This window comes from Azospirillum sp. B4, assembly GCF_000333275.1.
Lineage (GTDB): Bacteria > Pseudomonadota > Alphaproteobacteria > Azospirillales > Azospirillaceae > Nitrospirillum.
The window spans coordinates 1-15,165 of sequence record NZ_BACU01000018.1 but is presented as its reverse complement, the minus strand read 5'-3'; the positions used below and the strand labels follow the sequence as shown (position 1 = coordinate 15,165).

The window sequence follows — 15,165 nt, the reverse complement described above, 5'->3', positions numbered from 1 at the left end:
AGCATTTGCGCGTCACGCAAGCCGCCCTGCCACCGGACGCGCGCGCCACGGTCGCCGCCAGTCTGGACGTGCTGACCCGCGCCGCCCTGGGCGACGTGCTCCCCGCCACTCCCGGCTTCGGCGACGTCACCGCCGGCGGCCTGGCGGTGATGAAGGTCCGCTTGGCCGACGCGCAGGACCAGAGCACCAGCCTGCTGCACCAGAGTGCGGCCATTGCCGCGCGGGTGCAGAAGCTGGGCGCTGAGCTGGGCGCCGACACCCAGGCGGAGGTGCGCACCAAGGCCAAGGCGCTGGAGGATGTGGTGTCCTTCGCCCGCGGCCTGCTGGTGGCGTCCGGCTTGGCCGGCGTCGCCATCGCCGTGGGCGTGGCCGTCTTCTATGTCGGCCGCAGCATCGCCGGCCGCGTCGCCCACCTGTCACGCAGCATGCTGGCCCTGGCCGGCGGCGACTTGGGCGTCGAGATCGACACGCGCGGCAGTGATGAGATCGCGGAGATGGCGCGCACCGTCACCATCTTCCGCGCCAACGCCGTGCAGGTGCGCGAGCATGAAGCGCAGTTGGCGACCGAACGCCGGGAGGCGGCACGGAACCGCCAGGCCGCGATGTCCGCCATGGCCGACAGCTTCGAGGCCAGCGTCGGCGGCATCATCGCGGCGCTGGTGGACGCGGCCGCGCAGATGACCGCCCTGTCGCACAGCATGGGTCAGTCCGCCGACGCCACCGCCGACCAGGCCAACAGCGTGGCGCAGTTCAGCGAGGCGGCGTCGCGCAACACCCAGACCGTGGCCGGCGCCACCGAGCAGCTGTCGCTGTCGGTGCAGGAGATCAGCGGCCAGTTGCAACAGGCCATCACCATTTCCCAACGCGCCAATGAGGAGGCGGACGGCGCCGCCGACATGGTGGAGCGCCTGACCGGGGCGGCGGAGCGCATCGGCAGCGTCACCCGTCTGATCGACGACATCGCCGGCCAGACCAATCTGCTGGCGCTGAACGCCACCATCGAGGCGGCGCGGGCCGCGGCGGCCGGCAAGGGCTTCGCCGTGGTGGCCAGCGAGGTGAAGACCCTGGCGGGCCAAACCTCCAAGGCCACGGGCGACATCGCCGGGGAAATCGCCGCCGTGCGCAGCGCCGTGGGCGCGGTGGTCGATTCAATCCGCCAGATCGGTGGCACCATCGTCCAGCTGAGCGAGGTGTCCAGCACCATCGCCGCCGCGGTGGAGGAACAGAACGCCGCCACCGCGGAGATCAGCCGGTCCATCAGTGAGGCGGCCCAGGACGTGGAGGAGGTCAACACCACCATCGGCCGCGTGCATTCCGCCGCCCTGTCCACCGGGCAGTCGGCCGGCCAAGTGCGCCAGAGCGCGGAGGGCCTGGCGAACCAGGCCACCCGCCTGGATGAGGCGGTGCGCCGCTTCCTGGGCCAGGTCCGCGCCACCGAAACCGCCGCCGCGTGAGGAGAGACGCCATGATCCGCACCGCCTTCACGGCCACCGTTTTCACCACCCTGTTTGCCAGCGTTGCCAGCATCGCCAGCGCCGCCCCCTTCAAACCCTGCGTCGTCTATACCGAGGCCGGCAAGTTCGATAAGAGCTTCAACGAGATGGCCTATGGCGGCAGCCAGACCTTCGCCCAGAAGACGGGCGTGGCCGTGGCGGAGTTCGAGCCGGGAGGCGAGGACGCCTATCCTGGCGCCTTGCAAGCCGCCGTCACCGCCGGCTGCACCGACGTGGCGCTGATTGGTTTCCGCTTCCAAACTGCCCTGGCGGCCTTTGCCCCCCAGCATACCGACGTGCGCTTCACCCTGTTCGACGGCGTCGTGCCCGGCGCCAACGTCGCCTCCGTCCTGTTCGCGGAGGATGAGGGATCCTATCTCGTCGGCGTGGCCTCGGCCCTGGCCAGCAAGAGCGGCACGGTGGGGTTCATCGGCGGCATGCCGGCGGCGGTGATCCAGCGCTTTGAAAAGGGCTATGCCCAGGGCGTCACGGACACCCGGCCCGGGGCGACGGTGCTGACCGGTCTGGTGGCGGCCGACCCCAAGGGCTTCTCCGACCCGTTCGCGGCGTCGGAGATCGCCCGCGACATGGTCCGGCACGGCGCCGACGTGGTTTTCCCCGCCGCCGGCGTTTCCGGCCTGGGCGCCCTGGATATCGCCCAGGCCAAAGGCGCCTTGGGTGTCGGTGTCGACAGCAACCAGAACTACCTCTATCCGGGCCGCATGCTGACATCCATGGTCAAGCGGCTGGACGTGGCCATCGACCGCGCCTTCGAGGCCGGCCGCACCCAGACCTTCAAGTCCGGTATCACCCGCCTGGGCCTGAAGGAAGGCGGGGTGGACGTGGTGGTGGACGGCGACAACCGGACCATCTGGACCGCCGCCATCGTTGACGCCGTGGCGCGCGCCCGGAAAGCCATCGTCAGCGGCCAGGTCAAGATCGCCAGCCCCAGCTGACGGCGCAGCACGCCCTATATATGCCTATATAGCGCTTAAGGCTGCGGCATGAGGTTGAACCTCATGCCGCTGTAGGGCGCGACCGCGCCCGCCGGAGCGAGCACCGAAGGGCGCAGCGAGGATAGCCAAGGGGCGGATGCCCCGCCGGCGCTTGAGGAAGTCCTAAACAGCATCATGGAAGATGACACCCAGGGTGCGGCGCTGGCCGGAACGGATGCGGCTGACGCCATGACGCAGGGTGACGCGATAGCTGCCCCGCGTCCCGGAGACCGGCCGGTGGTGGACGGCGAAGATGACGCCGTCGCCCTGCCGCAGGGGCACCACCTCCGCCCGCGACTGCAGGCGCGGCCGCTGTTCGGTGATGACGAACTCTCCGCCCGTGAAGTCACGCCCCGGTTCCGACAGCAGGACGGCGACCTGCAGGGGGAACACACGCTCCCCATACAGATCCTGGTGCAGGCAGTTGTAGTCGCCCGCCCCATACTGAAGCAGCAGTGGGGTGGGCCGTACCTGCCCCGCCTGGTGACACAGCGCCAGGAAGTCGGCGTGGGCATCCGGGTAGCGGACACCCTCCCCCAAGCGCTGGTTCCATCGGTTGGCCAACGGCGCCAACCTTAGATAAAGGCTGGCGCGTAAGGCCTGTACCGTGGCCGGCAGGGGGTAGGCCCAATACTTGTACTCCCCCATGCCGAAGCCGTGCCGGCCCATGACCACCCGGCTGCGGAAGCCCTGGTCTAGCACGTACAGGCCGGAGAGGTCCCGGCACGCCTCGGCGGTCAGCACCTTGGGCAGTACCGCACAACCGTACGCGTCCAGATCCCGGAAGATCGCGGTCCAGTCATAGTCAGCAATGCTGGCAATGCCATCACTTTGGCGCGCCACTTCATCCATCACGCCCGCTCCCGCGCCAACAGACTGCGCTTGCGCTCCACCCCCCAACGATAGCCCGATAGGGCGCCGTCAGTGCGCACCACGCGGTGGCAGGGAATGGCGACGGCGATGGAGTTGTTGGCGCAGGCCTGGGCCACGGCGCGCACCGCCCTGGGCGCACCGATGCTGGCCGCCACCTGGGCATAACTGGCGGTCTCCCCCGCCGGGATGGCGCGAAGCGCCTGCCACACCCGTTGCTGGAACGCTGTGCCACGCACGTCCAGCGGCAGGCCCAGGCCCAGGCGCGGCGCCTCGACAAAGCCCACCACCTGGGCCACCTGGGCATCGAACTCCGCATCGTCCCCCGTCAGGCACGCCTTGGGGAAGCGGTCCTGAAGATCGCGCACCAGCGCCTCCGGATCATCGCCCAGGGTGATGGCGCAAATCCCCCGGTCGCTGCGCGCCACCAGGATGGCGCCCAGGCTGCACTGGGCGACGGCGAAGCGGATGTCGGCATTGGTGCCGCCGGCGCGATAGTCGCCCGGCCGCATGCCCAGCAGGCTTTCCGCCGCCTCATAGAAGCGGCTGCTGGCGTTGAAGCCGGCATCGTAGAGGGCGGTGGTGACGGTGGCGCCGGGGCGGGCCAGTTCATCCCGCACCCGCCGCGCGCGGTGGGCCGTGGCGTAAGCCTTGGGTGTCAGGCCGGTGACGGCCTTGAACACGCGATGGAAGTGATAGGGGCTGAGACCGGCTTGGCCCGCCAGTTCCTCCAGGCCCGGGGCCTCCTCCGCCGTCTCGATGGCGCGGCAGGCGTCGGCCACCAGCTGGGCCTGCCGCTGGGCGGTGCCCTGCTGGTCCGGCTTGCAGCGCTTGCAGGGGCGGAAGCCCGCGCGCTCCGCCGCAGCGCAACTGTCATGGAAGGCGACGTTCTGGGGCTTGGCCAGGCGCGAGGGGCAGGAGGGCCGGCAATAGACGCCGGTGGTCTTCACCGAATAGACGAAGCGGCCGTCCTGGCCGGCGTCCCGGTTCAGCACCGCTTGCCAGCGCGGGTCGGAATGGGCAGCCGGAGCGGTGGTGGTCGGAGCGGCCTTCATGGGAACGGAGAGCGCGTTCGCGGGGGGCATGGTCGTCATCCTGATATGGTGTCGTTCATGCCCCTGGTGTAGCCCCAGGCTCGGCCCCCAACATCCCGGGTCTTGCGGTCAAATTCCGATAGGCCTCACTGCATCCGGCTGTGGCCGGTCCATAGGGCCACGGCGGCCTCCGCCACCGGCACCGCATCCTCTGGATGGTTATAGCGGTACAGCACCAAGGCCGCCTCATAGGCATGCTGATCCGGCGCGCCGGAGGCCCGCATCTGGCGATAGGTCTTCTCAACGGCGGCGCGGCAGCACATCGCTCGACAACTCCCTACTGGCAATTTGACTTAACCCCCCAGGGGGGATACGAGTCAAGGTATGACCCATGCGACAACCCCCGACATCCTGAACCGCCTGAAGCGGGCCCAAGGCCACTTCGCCAAGATTGTGCAGATGGTGGAGGAGGGGCGCGATGCCCTGACCGTCGCCCAGCAATTGCAGGCCGTGGTCAAGGCCGTGGACAAGGCCAAGGTCGCCCTGGTGCTGCACCATATCGAGCATCACCTGGAGGAGGCCACCGGCCCCCTGCCCCAGCAGACCCGGGCCCGCCTGGCGGAGATGGCGGAGATCACCAAATACCTGTGACCACCCGGCCGCCCTTCGAGAACGGTGGCTACGCTTGGGGAAAGCTAATATCGTATTAACTTGCTTTCCACCCTGTACGTGTCCAATGTTTCCGTAATCTATGGACGGGTGGAAACATGAGTGAAGACTGGTGGGAAACGCCGGGGAACCCCTACGCCCCCGCCCAACCCAAGACCCACGCCGCCACCGCCCCCCCTGTCCCGGCCGTAACGCACCCCACGGACGAAGATGACCTGTGCCGCCCTTATGCCACGCCGGAATTGATGGCGCTGGAGGCAGCCTCCGCCGCCCTGGTCCGGCTGGACACTGGCCTTGCCGCCAGCAGCGCCGCTGTCTCCGCCGGCTGGGTCAACCGCATGGCCATTGAGGAGGCGGCTGCCTCCGCCCGGCTGAACGGCATCCTGGTGGATACCGCCGACCTGCGCCTGCTGGCCTGGGACAGCCTGGACCGCGCCCCTGATCCGGACTTGGCCCAAGCCCTGCCCATCTATGACCTGGTACGTCGGCTGGCGGCTCGTCATCCCCGCCATCTTTACACCCCGCTGCGTCTGGCGGCGCTGGATCGCACCCGGCAGACCAAGGCCGCCGGCTTCTCCCTGTGGAATGGGGTTGGGGATGACGTGGATGCCGAGGAACGTTGGCTGGTGTTGCAGTCAGCCCTGGCCCCCGACGTCCTTGCCCGGTTCCGCTCCGCCCCGGCCCTCATCGGTGCCGCCGCCTTTTTGGCCCACTGGCACCGGACCCGCGCGGACCGTACCGCCGGGGCGGCACTGGGTCGCCTGCTGGCGGCCTGGTGGCCCGCCCGCCAGGGGCTGGTGCCGGCCCGCCGACGGGGGGTGGACGATGTTTCCCTCGAGGGTTCGGATACCATCGCCAGCCCCACCCATCCCGCCTTCGTCGGCGGCCCAGTGCTGATGCCGTCCGTAGGCTTCCTGGGACATGCCATGGAGTATAGGCCGGACCGGGACGAGGGGTGGCTGCCGGCCTTCCTCAACGCCGCCATCCGTTCCCTGACCCGGGGCGAAATATTGCTGCGGCGCTTGCGGTTGGCCGAGGCGCGGCTGGCGGATGCCTTGCGGCCCAAGCGCTCCACCTCCCGCGGTCCGCAGGTGGCCGCTTTCCTGCTGGCCCAGCCCGTGGTCACGTCCGGCCGCCTGGCCCAGGCCCTGGACATGAGCGGTACCGCCGCCCGTACCCTTTTGGACGGTCTGCGCCGTGATCGGGTGGTGTTGGAGATTTCCGGCCGGGACGCCTATCGCGCCTATATGGTGGAGTAAGGTTTTCCTCACCGTCGCGCATCCGGGCCCGTTTTTCCGAAAAAACTTTGGTAACCATTCCCTTGAGCCACCCCCCTCTTCTGGCGCCCATATACGGTGGTTCATGAAGCGTGGTCTAGGCGTTGATGGGTCGCCATGAGGGATGGCTGCCCGAGAGTGCCGGAGAAGGATTTCCGGTGAGCGCCGTTCATGTGGCTGGCCCCAGCACCCCACCAGGGGCCGCGTCCGTTGGTGGCGGACGCCCATGCGCGAGCCCCATCCAATCCCCGCCGCATCAGGTTCGTGGCCCCGGGGACACGGGTGTTTCCATTGGCGCCAGAGGCAGCAGCGCAATTTGCGCCACAGCCAGAATCCTGCCTGAAGGTAGCGGCGGCTCAACCGCGGCACCTCAGGTCCACCTCCCAGCGCAATCCAGCCGCCATGTGCGACCGCGCGGCCCGCACCGCCTGGTGGGCGTTCCGTCCGGGACGGAACCCGTGGGAGGGCCCGGAGAAGTCCGGATCGAACAGCGGCATCAGCACTTTGCTTACAGCTTCCTTCAGACCGAACCTCGCGGTAACGCCCTGGCTGTTCGGCTAACGGTTCCCATCACCACGGCCCGTAGAGGATTTCAACGTCGTTGTCACAAGCCGGCTTCCAACCGGTTCTCGGTGCTCACGCACCTCGCGCCATGCCTGGCGCACTAAAGAAAAAGCCCCACCACAACGGACGGGGCTCTTGGGAAGTTTTTTCAGAAAAACCGGCTGGCACGCCGATGCCAGCATCTAGGCACCCGCTTCAATCCGGCACATCCAGACCGCAACGACGCAGCGCGTCGGGCAGTTGGGCGAACAGCGCATCCAACGCCTGCGGCGGCAGCCCCGCCGCGAGACGCAGGATGGGCCGGCCTTCATGGAGGGAGAGCCGCACCAACACCTGACCGGTACGGGACCGGATAACCCGCTCACCACCAGCCTCCGGCTCCGCCACCACCTCGCCCTGCGCCGCCGCCATCAACGTCCGCAGCCGGGCGCTGAAGCCCAGTCCCTCGTCTCCGCCACGATTGCTGAGGTCGGCCGCCGCAGCCTCCACCCGCGCTGCAGCCTCCTCGCTCTCCGCCATCAGGCGGGCCAGCTTGGCGCCATCGCTGATCTTCAGCGGGCGTGGGTCCTCCAGCGCGGCGATGACCGTGGCCGACAACTCCGCGAACTTCAGCAGGTTGGACAGATGACCCTTGCTGAAATCCAGCCGCTCCATCAGCTCCGCGCGGCTCATCAACCCGGTATCCAGCACGGTCTTCAGCTGCACCGCCCGCTCATAGGCGGAGATGTCGGCCCTGGCCTCATTCTCCTGAACCATCTTGATCAGCAGGTCGCGGTCGTCCGCCTGCATCACCCGCGCCACCACCTTACGGCCCAGCTGGCGGCAGGCGGCGGTACGGCGATGACCGGCGATCAGCTCATACCCCTCCCCCTCAGCGGCGGGCCGCACCAGTACCGGCGCCAACTGGCCATGACGGAGGATGTCCTGAACCAGGGTGGCGAAGGCGGCGTCGGCGAAGGCGGCGGCGTGACGGTCCTGATACTGGGTGCCGTGGATTTCCGACGGGTCCAGTTCCAGCAGCACGCGGCCGCTGTCGCGCAAGGTTTCCAGTTCCTTGGCACTATCCTGGAATACGCTCTCGATCTGATTGACAATGGGAATCGCCGAGCGGGGGGAAGCCGGCCGCGCCGCCCGGGTGGCGGTCAGGTCGCCGATGGCATTGTCCAGTTCGGCCATTCTGTCCTTGCGGCTCATCGCGCTCCCTCCCGTGCCGGCGTACGCTTCCAGATGTCCCAGATGACGCGCTCGATCTCGGCGTTCACGTTGTTCAGATATTCCAGGCCGCGCTCATAGGTGCGGCGGTTCACGTCGCTGGCCTCCAGCTCATAATAGCTCTGCTTCAGGTTGCCGGCGCTATCCAGGCCGGTGGTCAGGGCCATGCGGTTTTCCAGCAGCGTGTCGGCGAAGATGCTGCCCATCCACTTCACCAGTTGGCTCTGGTTGGTGTCGGCCGTCTGGTATTTGGAGACCAGCAGGCGCACGGCGTCGAAGGTCTTCACCCGCCCGCCTTCGGCCTGCGCCAGGGTGGACAGGGTCTCATAGACCATGCGGAAGAACCTGCCGGCGGAGCTGAAGTCCAGCATGGAGGGCGGAATCGGGATCAGCAGGAAGTTCGCCGCCATCACGGCATTGATCGACAGGTAGCTGAGCGATGGGGGGCAGTCGCAAACGATGATGTCATAGTCCTGATCGATCGTCGGCAAGGCGTCCTGCAGGATACGCCAGAAGCGCAACTCCCGCTGCCGCATCTGTCGTACCGGCACCTCGAACTCCGTGGAGTACAGGCCCAGGTTGGCGGGAATGACGTCCAGTCCATCCCAGTAGGTCTTCTGGATCAGCGGCCGCAGATCGTTGACGCGCTGGCTGTCGTCCAGGGTGAACAGACGGTACAGGGTGTCCAGACGGTCGAACTGCTCATCCGGGACAAAGCCGAACAGCGAGGTGGCGCTGGCCTGGCTGTCCAGATCGATCATCAGCACGCGGTAGCCTTGCAGGGCCAGATACTGTGCCAGATGGACGGAATGGGTGGTCTTGGCCGCACCCCCCTTGAAGTTGGCGACGGTGATGACCGACAGCTTCTCCCCCGCTTCCCGGTCGCGACCCACGCGATAGCGCACATCGCCGGTCTGCTGGAACAGTTGCCGCCTGATCTGGTTCACCTCCGCCAGGGTGAAGCCGCGGCGGTTATTGCCGCCGATGACCGTGCCTTGGGGGAACTGCTCATTCTTCAGCAGGGCGCGCAGATGGCTTTCGGAGATGCGGATGAGACGCGCGGCTTCGGAGGTCGGGAACAGGCGCAGGCTCTTGGCGTGGCCGGGATAGGCCTGCACCTCGATGATCTTGCGCTGGATGGCGTCACAGCCTTCCGAGTGGTCCAGGAAGATTTGCAGGGGGTCATCGCTGGCTGGGGTATCAAGATCGGCGGGCGTGCTGACATCGGTGGTCATCGGTGTATCCGAGGGGCTGCCAAAGATGGGCGGATAATGCCCAACCGCGATCCGGACGCCAACCGCGATCTTTAGGCAAAGATGCGGATAACTGATGGACAATCGATTTTTTCCCAATTCGGCGGAAAAATTCGCTGATGGGTTTTGAACAACTGGTTGAGGCGATGGCTTTGGTAACTGTAACCTTGAAAGCGGGGCGATCGTGACTGGAGTTGGCGCCGATCTTCTACTTGGCGGACCCCGATCTTCAAGGGAACGGATACCATTTCCCATCGCCTGGCACAGCCTGACCAGAGTGGCGGATTTCCTGGGTTTTCGAACGAAATCCGATTCCGAGCGCATACCGATCGTTGGACGAGCTCAACAGTCACATCGGCGCTGGAACCCGCCAAGCCTGATCCCGGTCCCGTTATCTCCGGCGCTGAAAGCCTGGCCTGTGGATGGTTTCCTTAAAAGGATTCAGGGTTAAACAGATTCAGGGTTTAACTGTTACGACCCCGGAAAATGCCGCTTTCCCAATTGCTTAACAGGGGTTTTGGTAACGGTTCCCGCGACTCCCGGTATCCGAACCCTGGGGTTCCGGACTCCAAACCCTCGGGCCCTGGGTCATCGAACCCTTGGACGAAGGTTACCGAACCCTGGTGCCGGCAAATCCGGTATCCGAACCCTTGAGAGGAAAAAGGGACGAGTCGGCCGGAGTCGGTATCCGTAGCCTTGATCTTGGTTGCCGTTTCCTCAAATCCGGTTGCCGATCCCTTGAGCTTGGGGCTCAGGGCGGGCCCGTTTCGGACTCCGATACCGCGATCCGACTCACCCCAACCCCGAGTCCGACCCCAAAATGGGCCGGTGGAGGAGTCGCCCGGATCCTGGGCCGAGTCGACTCAAGGGATCAGTTACCGGGAATCACGGGTTTGGATACCGACTCCCCGTTTCGACTCGAACGACACACCAGATTTTGGGGGTGGGCCGGGTAAAATCTCAAGGGATCGGCAACCAACCGCGTTTTTGCCGTTGGCGACGACGATTGGCCGCGTTCATCATCCGGAGTCCGAATGCCCGGTCCATGGTGGATGGGGCCTGCTTTGTGTGTGAAGGGTGGCGACAATGGCGGGGACGACGACACGGGCCGCGGACAGGATTTCTGCGGACATGGTTTCCGTTCCGCCCATGGTGGAAGCCCCCATGGCCGGCAGCCAGTTGGCCCTGGCGCTGGACAGCCCCCTGATCGGCAAGGTGAAGAACGACCGCCTGGTCATGGTCTTCAACTTCTTCGCCCTCAGCAAGGAGACGGTGACGGAACTGCCCGTCTACGACGACGGCACCGTCCGCATTGAGGTGACCGGCACCAAGCACGGCGTCGCCAACATCTGGGACAAGGAGGTGCTGATCTACCTCGTGTCCCTGATCCAGGACAAACTGAACCGGGGCGAGCCGGTCAGCCCGCGGCTGACCTTCACCGGCCACGACTTCTTCCGCGTGGTGGGCATCCATGCCACCAACACCGCCTATCAGCGGCTGGAGGACGCGTTGAAGCGCCTGCAGTCCACCCAGGTGCTGACCAACCTGGAAACGGGTGGCGAGGGGGAAACGGGCGCCTTCTCCTGGGTGCTGGACTACCGCATCAACTATCGCCGGGACAAGGACGGCGGCAAGACGATGAAGTCGCTGACCGTGCAGCTATGCGACTGGCTGTACCGGGCGGTGGTCAAGGACCGCAAGATCCTCACCTACCATCCCGATTACTTCAAGCTGTCGCCCACGGAAAAGCGGCTCTATGAGATCGCGCGCGCCCATTGCGGCAACCAGGGCGCCTTCAAGATGAACATCGAGAAGCTGCGCCTGCGCGTCGGCGCCGAAAGCGACCTGAAGGTGTTCAAGGCCCGGCTGGTGGCCCTGGCCAAGAAGCGCCAGGCCCTGCCGGAGTATGGCCTGACGGTGGTGGATCCCCGCCGCTGGGGCCGCGACCGCAACGCCCCGCCGCCCCCGGGCCGCACCCCGCTGAAAAGCCACATGGTCTATTTCTTCCGCACCGACAGCCTGTCGGCCATGGCCCCCTTCGACCAGGCGCCGGAGTTTCCCGACGCCCTGCCCGAGATGATGATGGACGGGATGGCGGCCTGACATCGCCCAGGGGGCCGCGGGCGGATAGGCCGGTGGCTGTCCCCTTGCAATCTCACGACAGAAATGGTGCAAGTCGAAAAACCGGGCTGCGGGGCACCGGCTTCGACCTGTCGTGAGGATCATCTGAGATGCGTGATTTCCTGAAGGGCGCCCCCTTGAGCGCCCTGGCGGCGGCGGCTTTGGCCGGCCTGCTGCTGGCGCCCAGCGTGGCGGGCGCCGATGAAGGCATGTGGACCTTCAACAACTTCCCCAGCGCCGCGGTGAAGCAGGCCTATGGCTTCAGCCCCGATCCCAAATGGCTGGAGCGGGTGCAGCTGGCCTCCGTCCGGCTGGCGCGTGGCTGCTCCGCCGCCTTCGTCTCGGCCAGCGGCCTGATCCAGACCAACCATCACTGCGCCCGGTCCTGCATCGCCCAGCTGTCCACGGCCGAACATAACCACATCAAGGACGGCTTTTACGCCGCCGAGCTGAAGGATGAGGCCAAGTGCCCTGATATGGAGGCCAACCAGCTTCTCCAGATCACGGACGTGACCCAGCGGGTGAACGCCGCCACCACCGGCAAGGAGGGCGACGCCTTCTCCGCCGCGCTGAAGGAGGTGCAGGCCGCCATGCAAAAGGAATGCACCGGCGGCGCCGACGACATCCGCTGCGACGTGGTCGAGCTGTACCATGGCGGTGCCTACAATCTGTACAAGTACCGCCGTTATCAGGACGTGCGCCTGGTGTTCGCGCCGGAGGAGGACATCGCCTTCTTTGGCGGCGATCCCGACAATTTCGAGTTCCCGCGCTATGACCTCGACGTCTCCTACGTCCGCGTCTACGACAAGGACGGCAAGCCGCTGAACACGAAGGCCACCTACTTCCCCTACGCCGCCAAGGACGCGAACGAGGGCGATCTGGTCTTCACCTCCGGCAACCCCGGCCGGACGGAGCGCCTGGACACGGTGTCGGAACTGGAGTTCGACCGCGACCACATGTTGCCCGACCGCCTGCTGTACCTGGCGGAACTGCGCGGCATCCTGCTGCAGTTCACGGCGCAGGGGGTGGAGAACGCCCGTATCGCCCGCACCAAGCTGTTCAGCGTCGAGAACAGCTACAAGGCGCTGTATGGCGGCCTGCAGACCCTGGTCGATCCGGCCCTGATCACCGCCAAGCGCAAGGATGAGGCGGAACTGAAGGCCATCATCGACGCCGACCCGGCCCTGAAGCAGCAGTATGGCGATCCCTGGGCCGCCATCGCCAGGTCGGTCGACCACTATGGCATCGTCGGCAAGCGCTATGAGGTGCTGGAGGGGGGCCGCAGCTTCACCCAGTCCGACATGTTCACCTTCGCCCGCAACCTGGTCCGGGCGGCCAGCGAGCGCACCCTGCCGGACGGCAAGCGCCTGCGCGAGTACACCGAGGCCAACTTCCCCTTCATCCGCCAGCGCCTGCTGTCCAACAGCCCGCTTTATGCCGAGCTGGAGCGCACGCTGATGCGCATGCAACTGGTGTACATGCAGCGCCAGCTGGGCCCGGACGACCCCCTGGTGAAGAAGGTCTTCGGCGCCCGGTCGGCCGACCAGATCGCCGACGACCTGGTGAAGGGCTCCACCCTGGGCGACCCGGCGGAGCGCAAGCGCCTGCTGGACGGCGGCCAGGCCGCCATCGACGCCTCCACCGACCCGATGATCATGTTCGCCAAGCTGATCGACGCCGATGCCCTGGCCGCCCGCCGGGATGTGGAGGCCAACGTGTCGGCCGTGCAGCAGAAGAACGCCGGCTACATCGCCCAGGCCATGTTCAAGGTGCACGGCACCTCGATCTATCCGGACGCCACCTTCAGCCCCCGCGTGTCCTACGGCACGGTGAAGGGCTATGAGCAGAATGGCCAGCACGTCGCCCCCTTCACCACGATGGGCGGCACCTTCGAGCGGGCCACCGGGGCCTTCCCCTTCGCCCTGCCGGACAGCTGGCTGAAGGCCAAGGGTGCCATCAACCCGTCGCAGAAGTTCGATGCCGTCAGCACCAACGACATCATCGGCGGCAACTCCGGCTCCCCCGTCATCAACAAGGACGCGGAGGTCGTGGGCTTGATCTTCGACGGCAACATCCAATCGCTGGGCGGCGACTACGGCTATGACGGCTCCGTCAACCGCGCCGTCTGGGTCTCGGTCGGCGCCCTGAAGGAGGCGCTGGCCAAGATCTACCACGCCAACCGCCTGTCCAAGGAACTGGGCGGCCGCTGAGGCGGAACGGCCCGCGTTGACGAAAGGCCTGCGGGGACTCGCTTCCCCGCGGGCCTTTTCCAATTGGGTACACCAAATGCCGCGGCCGCCGGCCGTCAGGTAAAGGCCACAATCACGTATTATAGAGAGAAGGCCGGTCCCGCGCGCCCCGGGGCCGTCTCTCCGGCATTCTGTTCTCCGGCATTAAGGGCGGTCGTGGGCGGGCCACCGGGTCCCGTCCCTTGCAAGAGGATGATCATGCAGCGCGCGTTCAAGGCACCGTTCCTGGTGATGATGTCGCTGGTGGTGGCGGTGCTGGCCCTGGCCGGCGGTAGCGCCCCGGCGTCGGCCCGCACCTTCGTCAGCGTGGGCGTCGGCATCGGTCCCGTCTGGCCGGCCTACGGCCCCTATTGGCACGATCCCTACTGGCGCTGGCGCGACCCGTACTGGGCGCCCTATCCGGCGGCATACCCGTACCCCTACTATGCCCCGCCGGTGTACGTCGCGCCGGCCCCGGCCCCGGTGGTGGTGCAACAGCCGGTGCCCGTCGCCCAGCCTGTCCAGGCGGTGGCGGCCAAGCCGGTGTACGACCAGGCCAATTGCCGCGAATACACCTCCACCATCACTGTGGCGGGCCGTCCCAGCCAGCAGGTGGGCACGGCCTGCCAGCAGCCGGACGGGTCGTGGCGCATCGTCAACTGACGGCGCCCGTTCTCAAGGATATGGTCAAGCGAAACCCCAGGGCTTCCCTGGGGTTTTCCGCGTCCGGCCCTTGCAACATTTGCACTTCCGTTACAAAATCCTGTCCCCCGGCCAGGCGTGCCGGGCTTATGCTATGGACGTACCGCCCGGGCGGGGAGGCTGGGGTCACGGGTACGGGATGGCATCGTTTGAGGACAGGACCATGCGTGTGGGGCTTACCCATGTGCAGGCGGCCGCGCTGGGCGGCTGCTTCGCCATGCTTTTCACCGCCGGCGCCCGTGCCGATGAAGGCATGTGGACCTTCAACCACTTCCCAAGCGCCAAGGTCCAGGAAGCCTACGGCTTCGACCCCACCCCCCAGTGGCTGGACCACATCCGCGCGGCCTCGCTACGCCTGCCCCGGGGCTGTTCGGCGTCCTTCGTCTCGGCCACCGGCCTGGTGCAGACCAACCACCATTGCGCCCGCGATTGCCTGCAGCAGCTATCCTCCGCCACGCGCAACCTGGTGGAGGAGGGGTTCTACGCCGCCCGGCCGGAGGACGAGGTGAAATGCCCGGACGTGGAGGCCAACCAGCTGCTCGGCATCACCGACGTCACCCCCCAGGTGAAGGAGGCCGTGGCCGGCCGCGACGGCGCCGACTACAGCCGCGCGCTGCGCGAGACCCTGGCCAAGCTGCAGCGCGACTGCGCTGGCGGGGACGAGGCCATCCGCTGCGACGTGGTGGAACTGTACCGTGGCAGCATCGACGACGTGTACGAGTACCGCCGCTACCAGGATGTCCGCCT

At 66.8% G+C, this 15,165-nt stretch carries 13 protein-coding genes; 8 read left to right on the top strand and 5 right to left on the bottom strand.

The annotated features are described in order from the left end of the window. The coding region (locus tag I55_RS00510; protein WP_148293505.1) for a methyl-accepting chemotaxis protein at positions 1–1,454 on the top strand (1,454 nt) is incomplete at its 5' end. Between the two features lie 11 nt (positions 1,455–1,465). Further along, complete coding sequence (locus I55_RS00505) at positions 1,466–2,449, top strand: BMP family ABC transporter substrate-binding protein (protein WP_044558452.1); 984 nt, start codon at positions 1,466–1,468, stop codon at positions 2,447–2,449. Positions 2,450–2,611: 162 nt separating this feature from the next. Here I55_RS00505 and I55_RS00500 read toward each other — a convergent pair whose 3' ends face one another. The 3 genes from I55_RS00500 to I55_RS33945 form a co-directional block, all read right to left on the bottom strand. After that, on the bottom strand, positions 2,612–3,340 hold the full coding sequence (locus I55_RS00500; RefSeq protein ID WP_044558451.1) for a 2OG-Fe(II) oxygenase: 729 nt from the start codon (positions 3,338–3,340) through the stop codon (positions 2,612–2,614). Next, positions 3,340–4,413 (bottom strand): bifunctional DNA-binding transcriptional regulator/O6-methylguanine-DNA methyltransferase Ada, encoded by a 1,074-nt coding sequence (gene ada, locus I55_RS00495; protein ID WP_044558450.1) that lies wholly within the window; start codon positions 4,411–4,413, stop codon positions 3,340–3,342. The genes I55_RS00500 and ada overlap by 1 nt, the downstream gene beginning before the upstream one ends. Before the next feature lie 125 nt (positions 4,414–4,538). Beyond that, the gene (locus tag I55_RS33945) at positions 4,539–4,715 is read right to left on the bottom strand and encodes a hypothetical protein (RefSeq protein ID WP_252180961.1); all 177 of its coding nucleotides are present in this window, start codon (positions 4,713–4,715) and stop codon (positions 4,539–4,541) included. Between the two features lie 61 nt (positions 4,716–4,776). On the opposite strand from I55_RS33945, the gene I55_RS00490 reads away from it, so the two are divergent. Together I55_RS00490 and I55_RS00485 are read left to right on the top strand one after the other, a co-directional pair. After that, on the top strand, positions 4,777–5,043 hold the full coding sequence (locus I55_RS00490; RefSeq protein ID WP_044558449.1) for a metal-sensing transcriptional repressor: 267 nt from the start codon (positions 4,777–4,779) through the stop codon (positions 5,041–5,043). A 116-nt stretch (positions 5,044–5,159) separates the two neighbouring features. Further along, positions 5,160–6,320 carry a hypothetical protein gene (locus tag I55_RS00485; protein WP_044558448.1) on the top strand — a complete coding sequence of 387 codons (1,161 nt, stop codon included), beginning with the start codon at positions 5,160–5,162 and terminating at the stop codon, positions 6,318–6,320. A 777-nt stretch (positions 6,321–7,097) separates the two neighbouring features. Here the strand turns inward: I55_RS00485 and I55_RS32555 are convergent. Next, on the bottom strand, positions 7,098–8,096 hold the full coding sequence (locus I55_RS32555; RefSeq protein WP_083900727.1) for a ParB/RepB/Spo0J family partition protein: 999 nt from the start codon (positions 8,094–8,096) through the stop codon (positions 7,098–7,100). Next, entirely contained in the window at positions 8,093–9,349 is a 1,257-nt protein-coding gene (gene repA / locus I55_RS00475; RefSeq protein WP_049973699.1) for a plasmid partitioning protein RepA, read from the bottom strand. Before repA ends, I55_RS32555 begins: the two co-directional genes overlap by 4 nt. A gap of 1,149 nt (positions 9,350–10,498) precedes the next feature. On the opposite strand from repA, the gene I55_RS00470 reads away from it, so the two are divergent. The 4 genes from I55_RS00470 to I55_RS00455 all read left to right on the top strand — a co-directional run. After that, positions 10,499–11,470, top strand: a complete 972-nt coding sequence (locus I55_RS00470; RefSeq protein WP_252180960.1) for a replication initiator protein A — start codon at positions 10,499–10,501, stop codon at positions 11,468–11,470. Between the two features lie 128 nt (positions 11,471–11,598). Further along, positions 11,599–13,698: a S46 family peptidase gene (locus I55_RS00465; protein WP_083900725.1), complete on the top strand. Its 2,100-nt coding sequence runs from the start codon at positions 11,599–11,601 to the stop codon at positions 13,696–13,698. A gap of 237 nt (positions 13,699–13,935) precedes the next feature. Then, positions 13,936–14,379 (top strand): hypothetical protein, encoded by a 444-nt coding sequence (locus I55_RS32550; protein ID WP_064742449.1) that lies wholly within the window; start codon positions 13,936–13,938, stop codon positions 14,377–14,379. A 202-nt stretch (positions 14,380–14,581) separates the two neighbouring features. Continuing rightward, on the top strand, positions 14,582–15,165 hold a 584-nt coding region (locus tag I55_RS00455), incomplete at its 3' end, for a S46 family peptidase (protein ID WP_044558446.1).

Excerpts from the sequence above, each read along its gene's own strand:
- I55_RS00505 (WP_044558452.1), top strand. The coding sequence starts at position 1,466 with ATGATCCGCACCGCCTTCACGGCCACCGTTTTCACCACCCTGTTTGCC.
- I55_RS00500 (WP_044558451.1), bottom strand. The coding sequence starts at position 3,340 with ATGGATGAAGTGGCGCGCCAAAGTGATGGCATTGCCAGCATTGCTGAC.
- ada (WP_044558450.1), bottom strand. The coding sequence starts at position 4,413 with ATGAAGGCCGCTCCGACCACCACCGCTCCGGCTGCCCATTCCGACCCG.
- I55_RS33945 (WP_252180961.1), bottom strand. The coding sequence starts at position 4,715 with ATGTGCTGCCGCGCCGCCGTTGAGAAGACCTATCGCCAGATGCGGGCC.
- I55_RS00490 (WP_044558449.1), top strand. The coding sequence starts at position 4,777 with ATGACCCATGCGACAACCCCCGACATCCTGAACCGCCTGAAGCGGGCC.
- I55_RS00485 (WP_044558448.1), top strand. The coding sequence starts at position 5,160 with ATGAGTGAAGACTGGTGGGAAACGCCGGGGAACCCCTACGCCCCCGCC.
- I55_RS32555 (WP_083900727.1), bottom strand. The coding sequence starts at position 8,096 with ATGAGCCGCAAGGACAGAATGGCCGAACTGGACAATGCCATCGGCGAC.
- repA (WP_049973699.1), bottom strand. The coding sequence starts at position 9,349 with ATGACCACCGATGTCAGCACGCCCGCCGATCTTGATACCCCAGCCAGC.
- I55_RS00470 (WP_252180960.1), top strand. The coding sequence starts at position 10,499 with ATGGTTTCCGTTCCGCCCATGGTGGAAGCCCCCATGGCCGGCAGCCAG.
- I55_RS00465 (WP_083900725.1), top strand. The coding sequence starts at position 11,599 with ATGCGTGATTTCCTGAAGGGCGCCCCCTTGAGCGCCCTGGCGGCGGCG.
- I55_RS32550 (WP_064742449.1), top strand. The coding sequence starts at position 13,936 with ATGCAGCGCGCGTTCAAGGCACCGTTCCTGGTGATGATGTCGCTGGTG.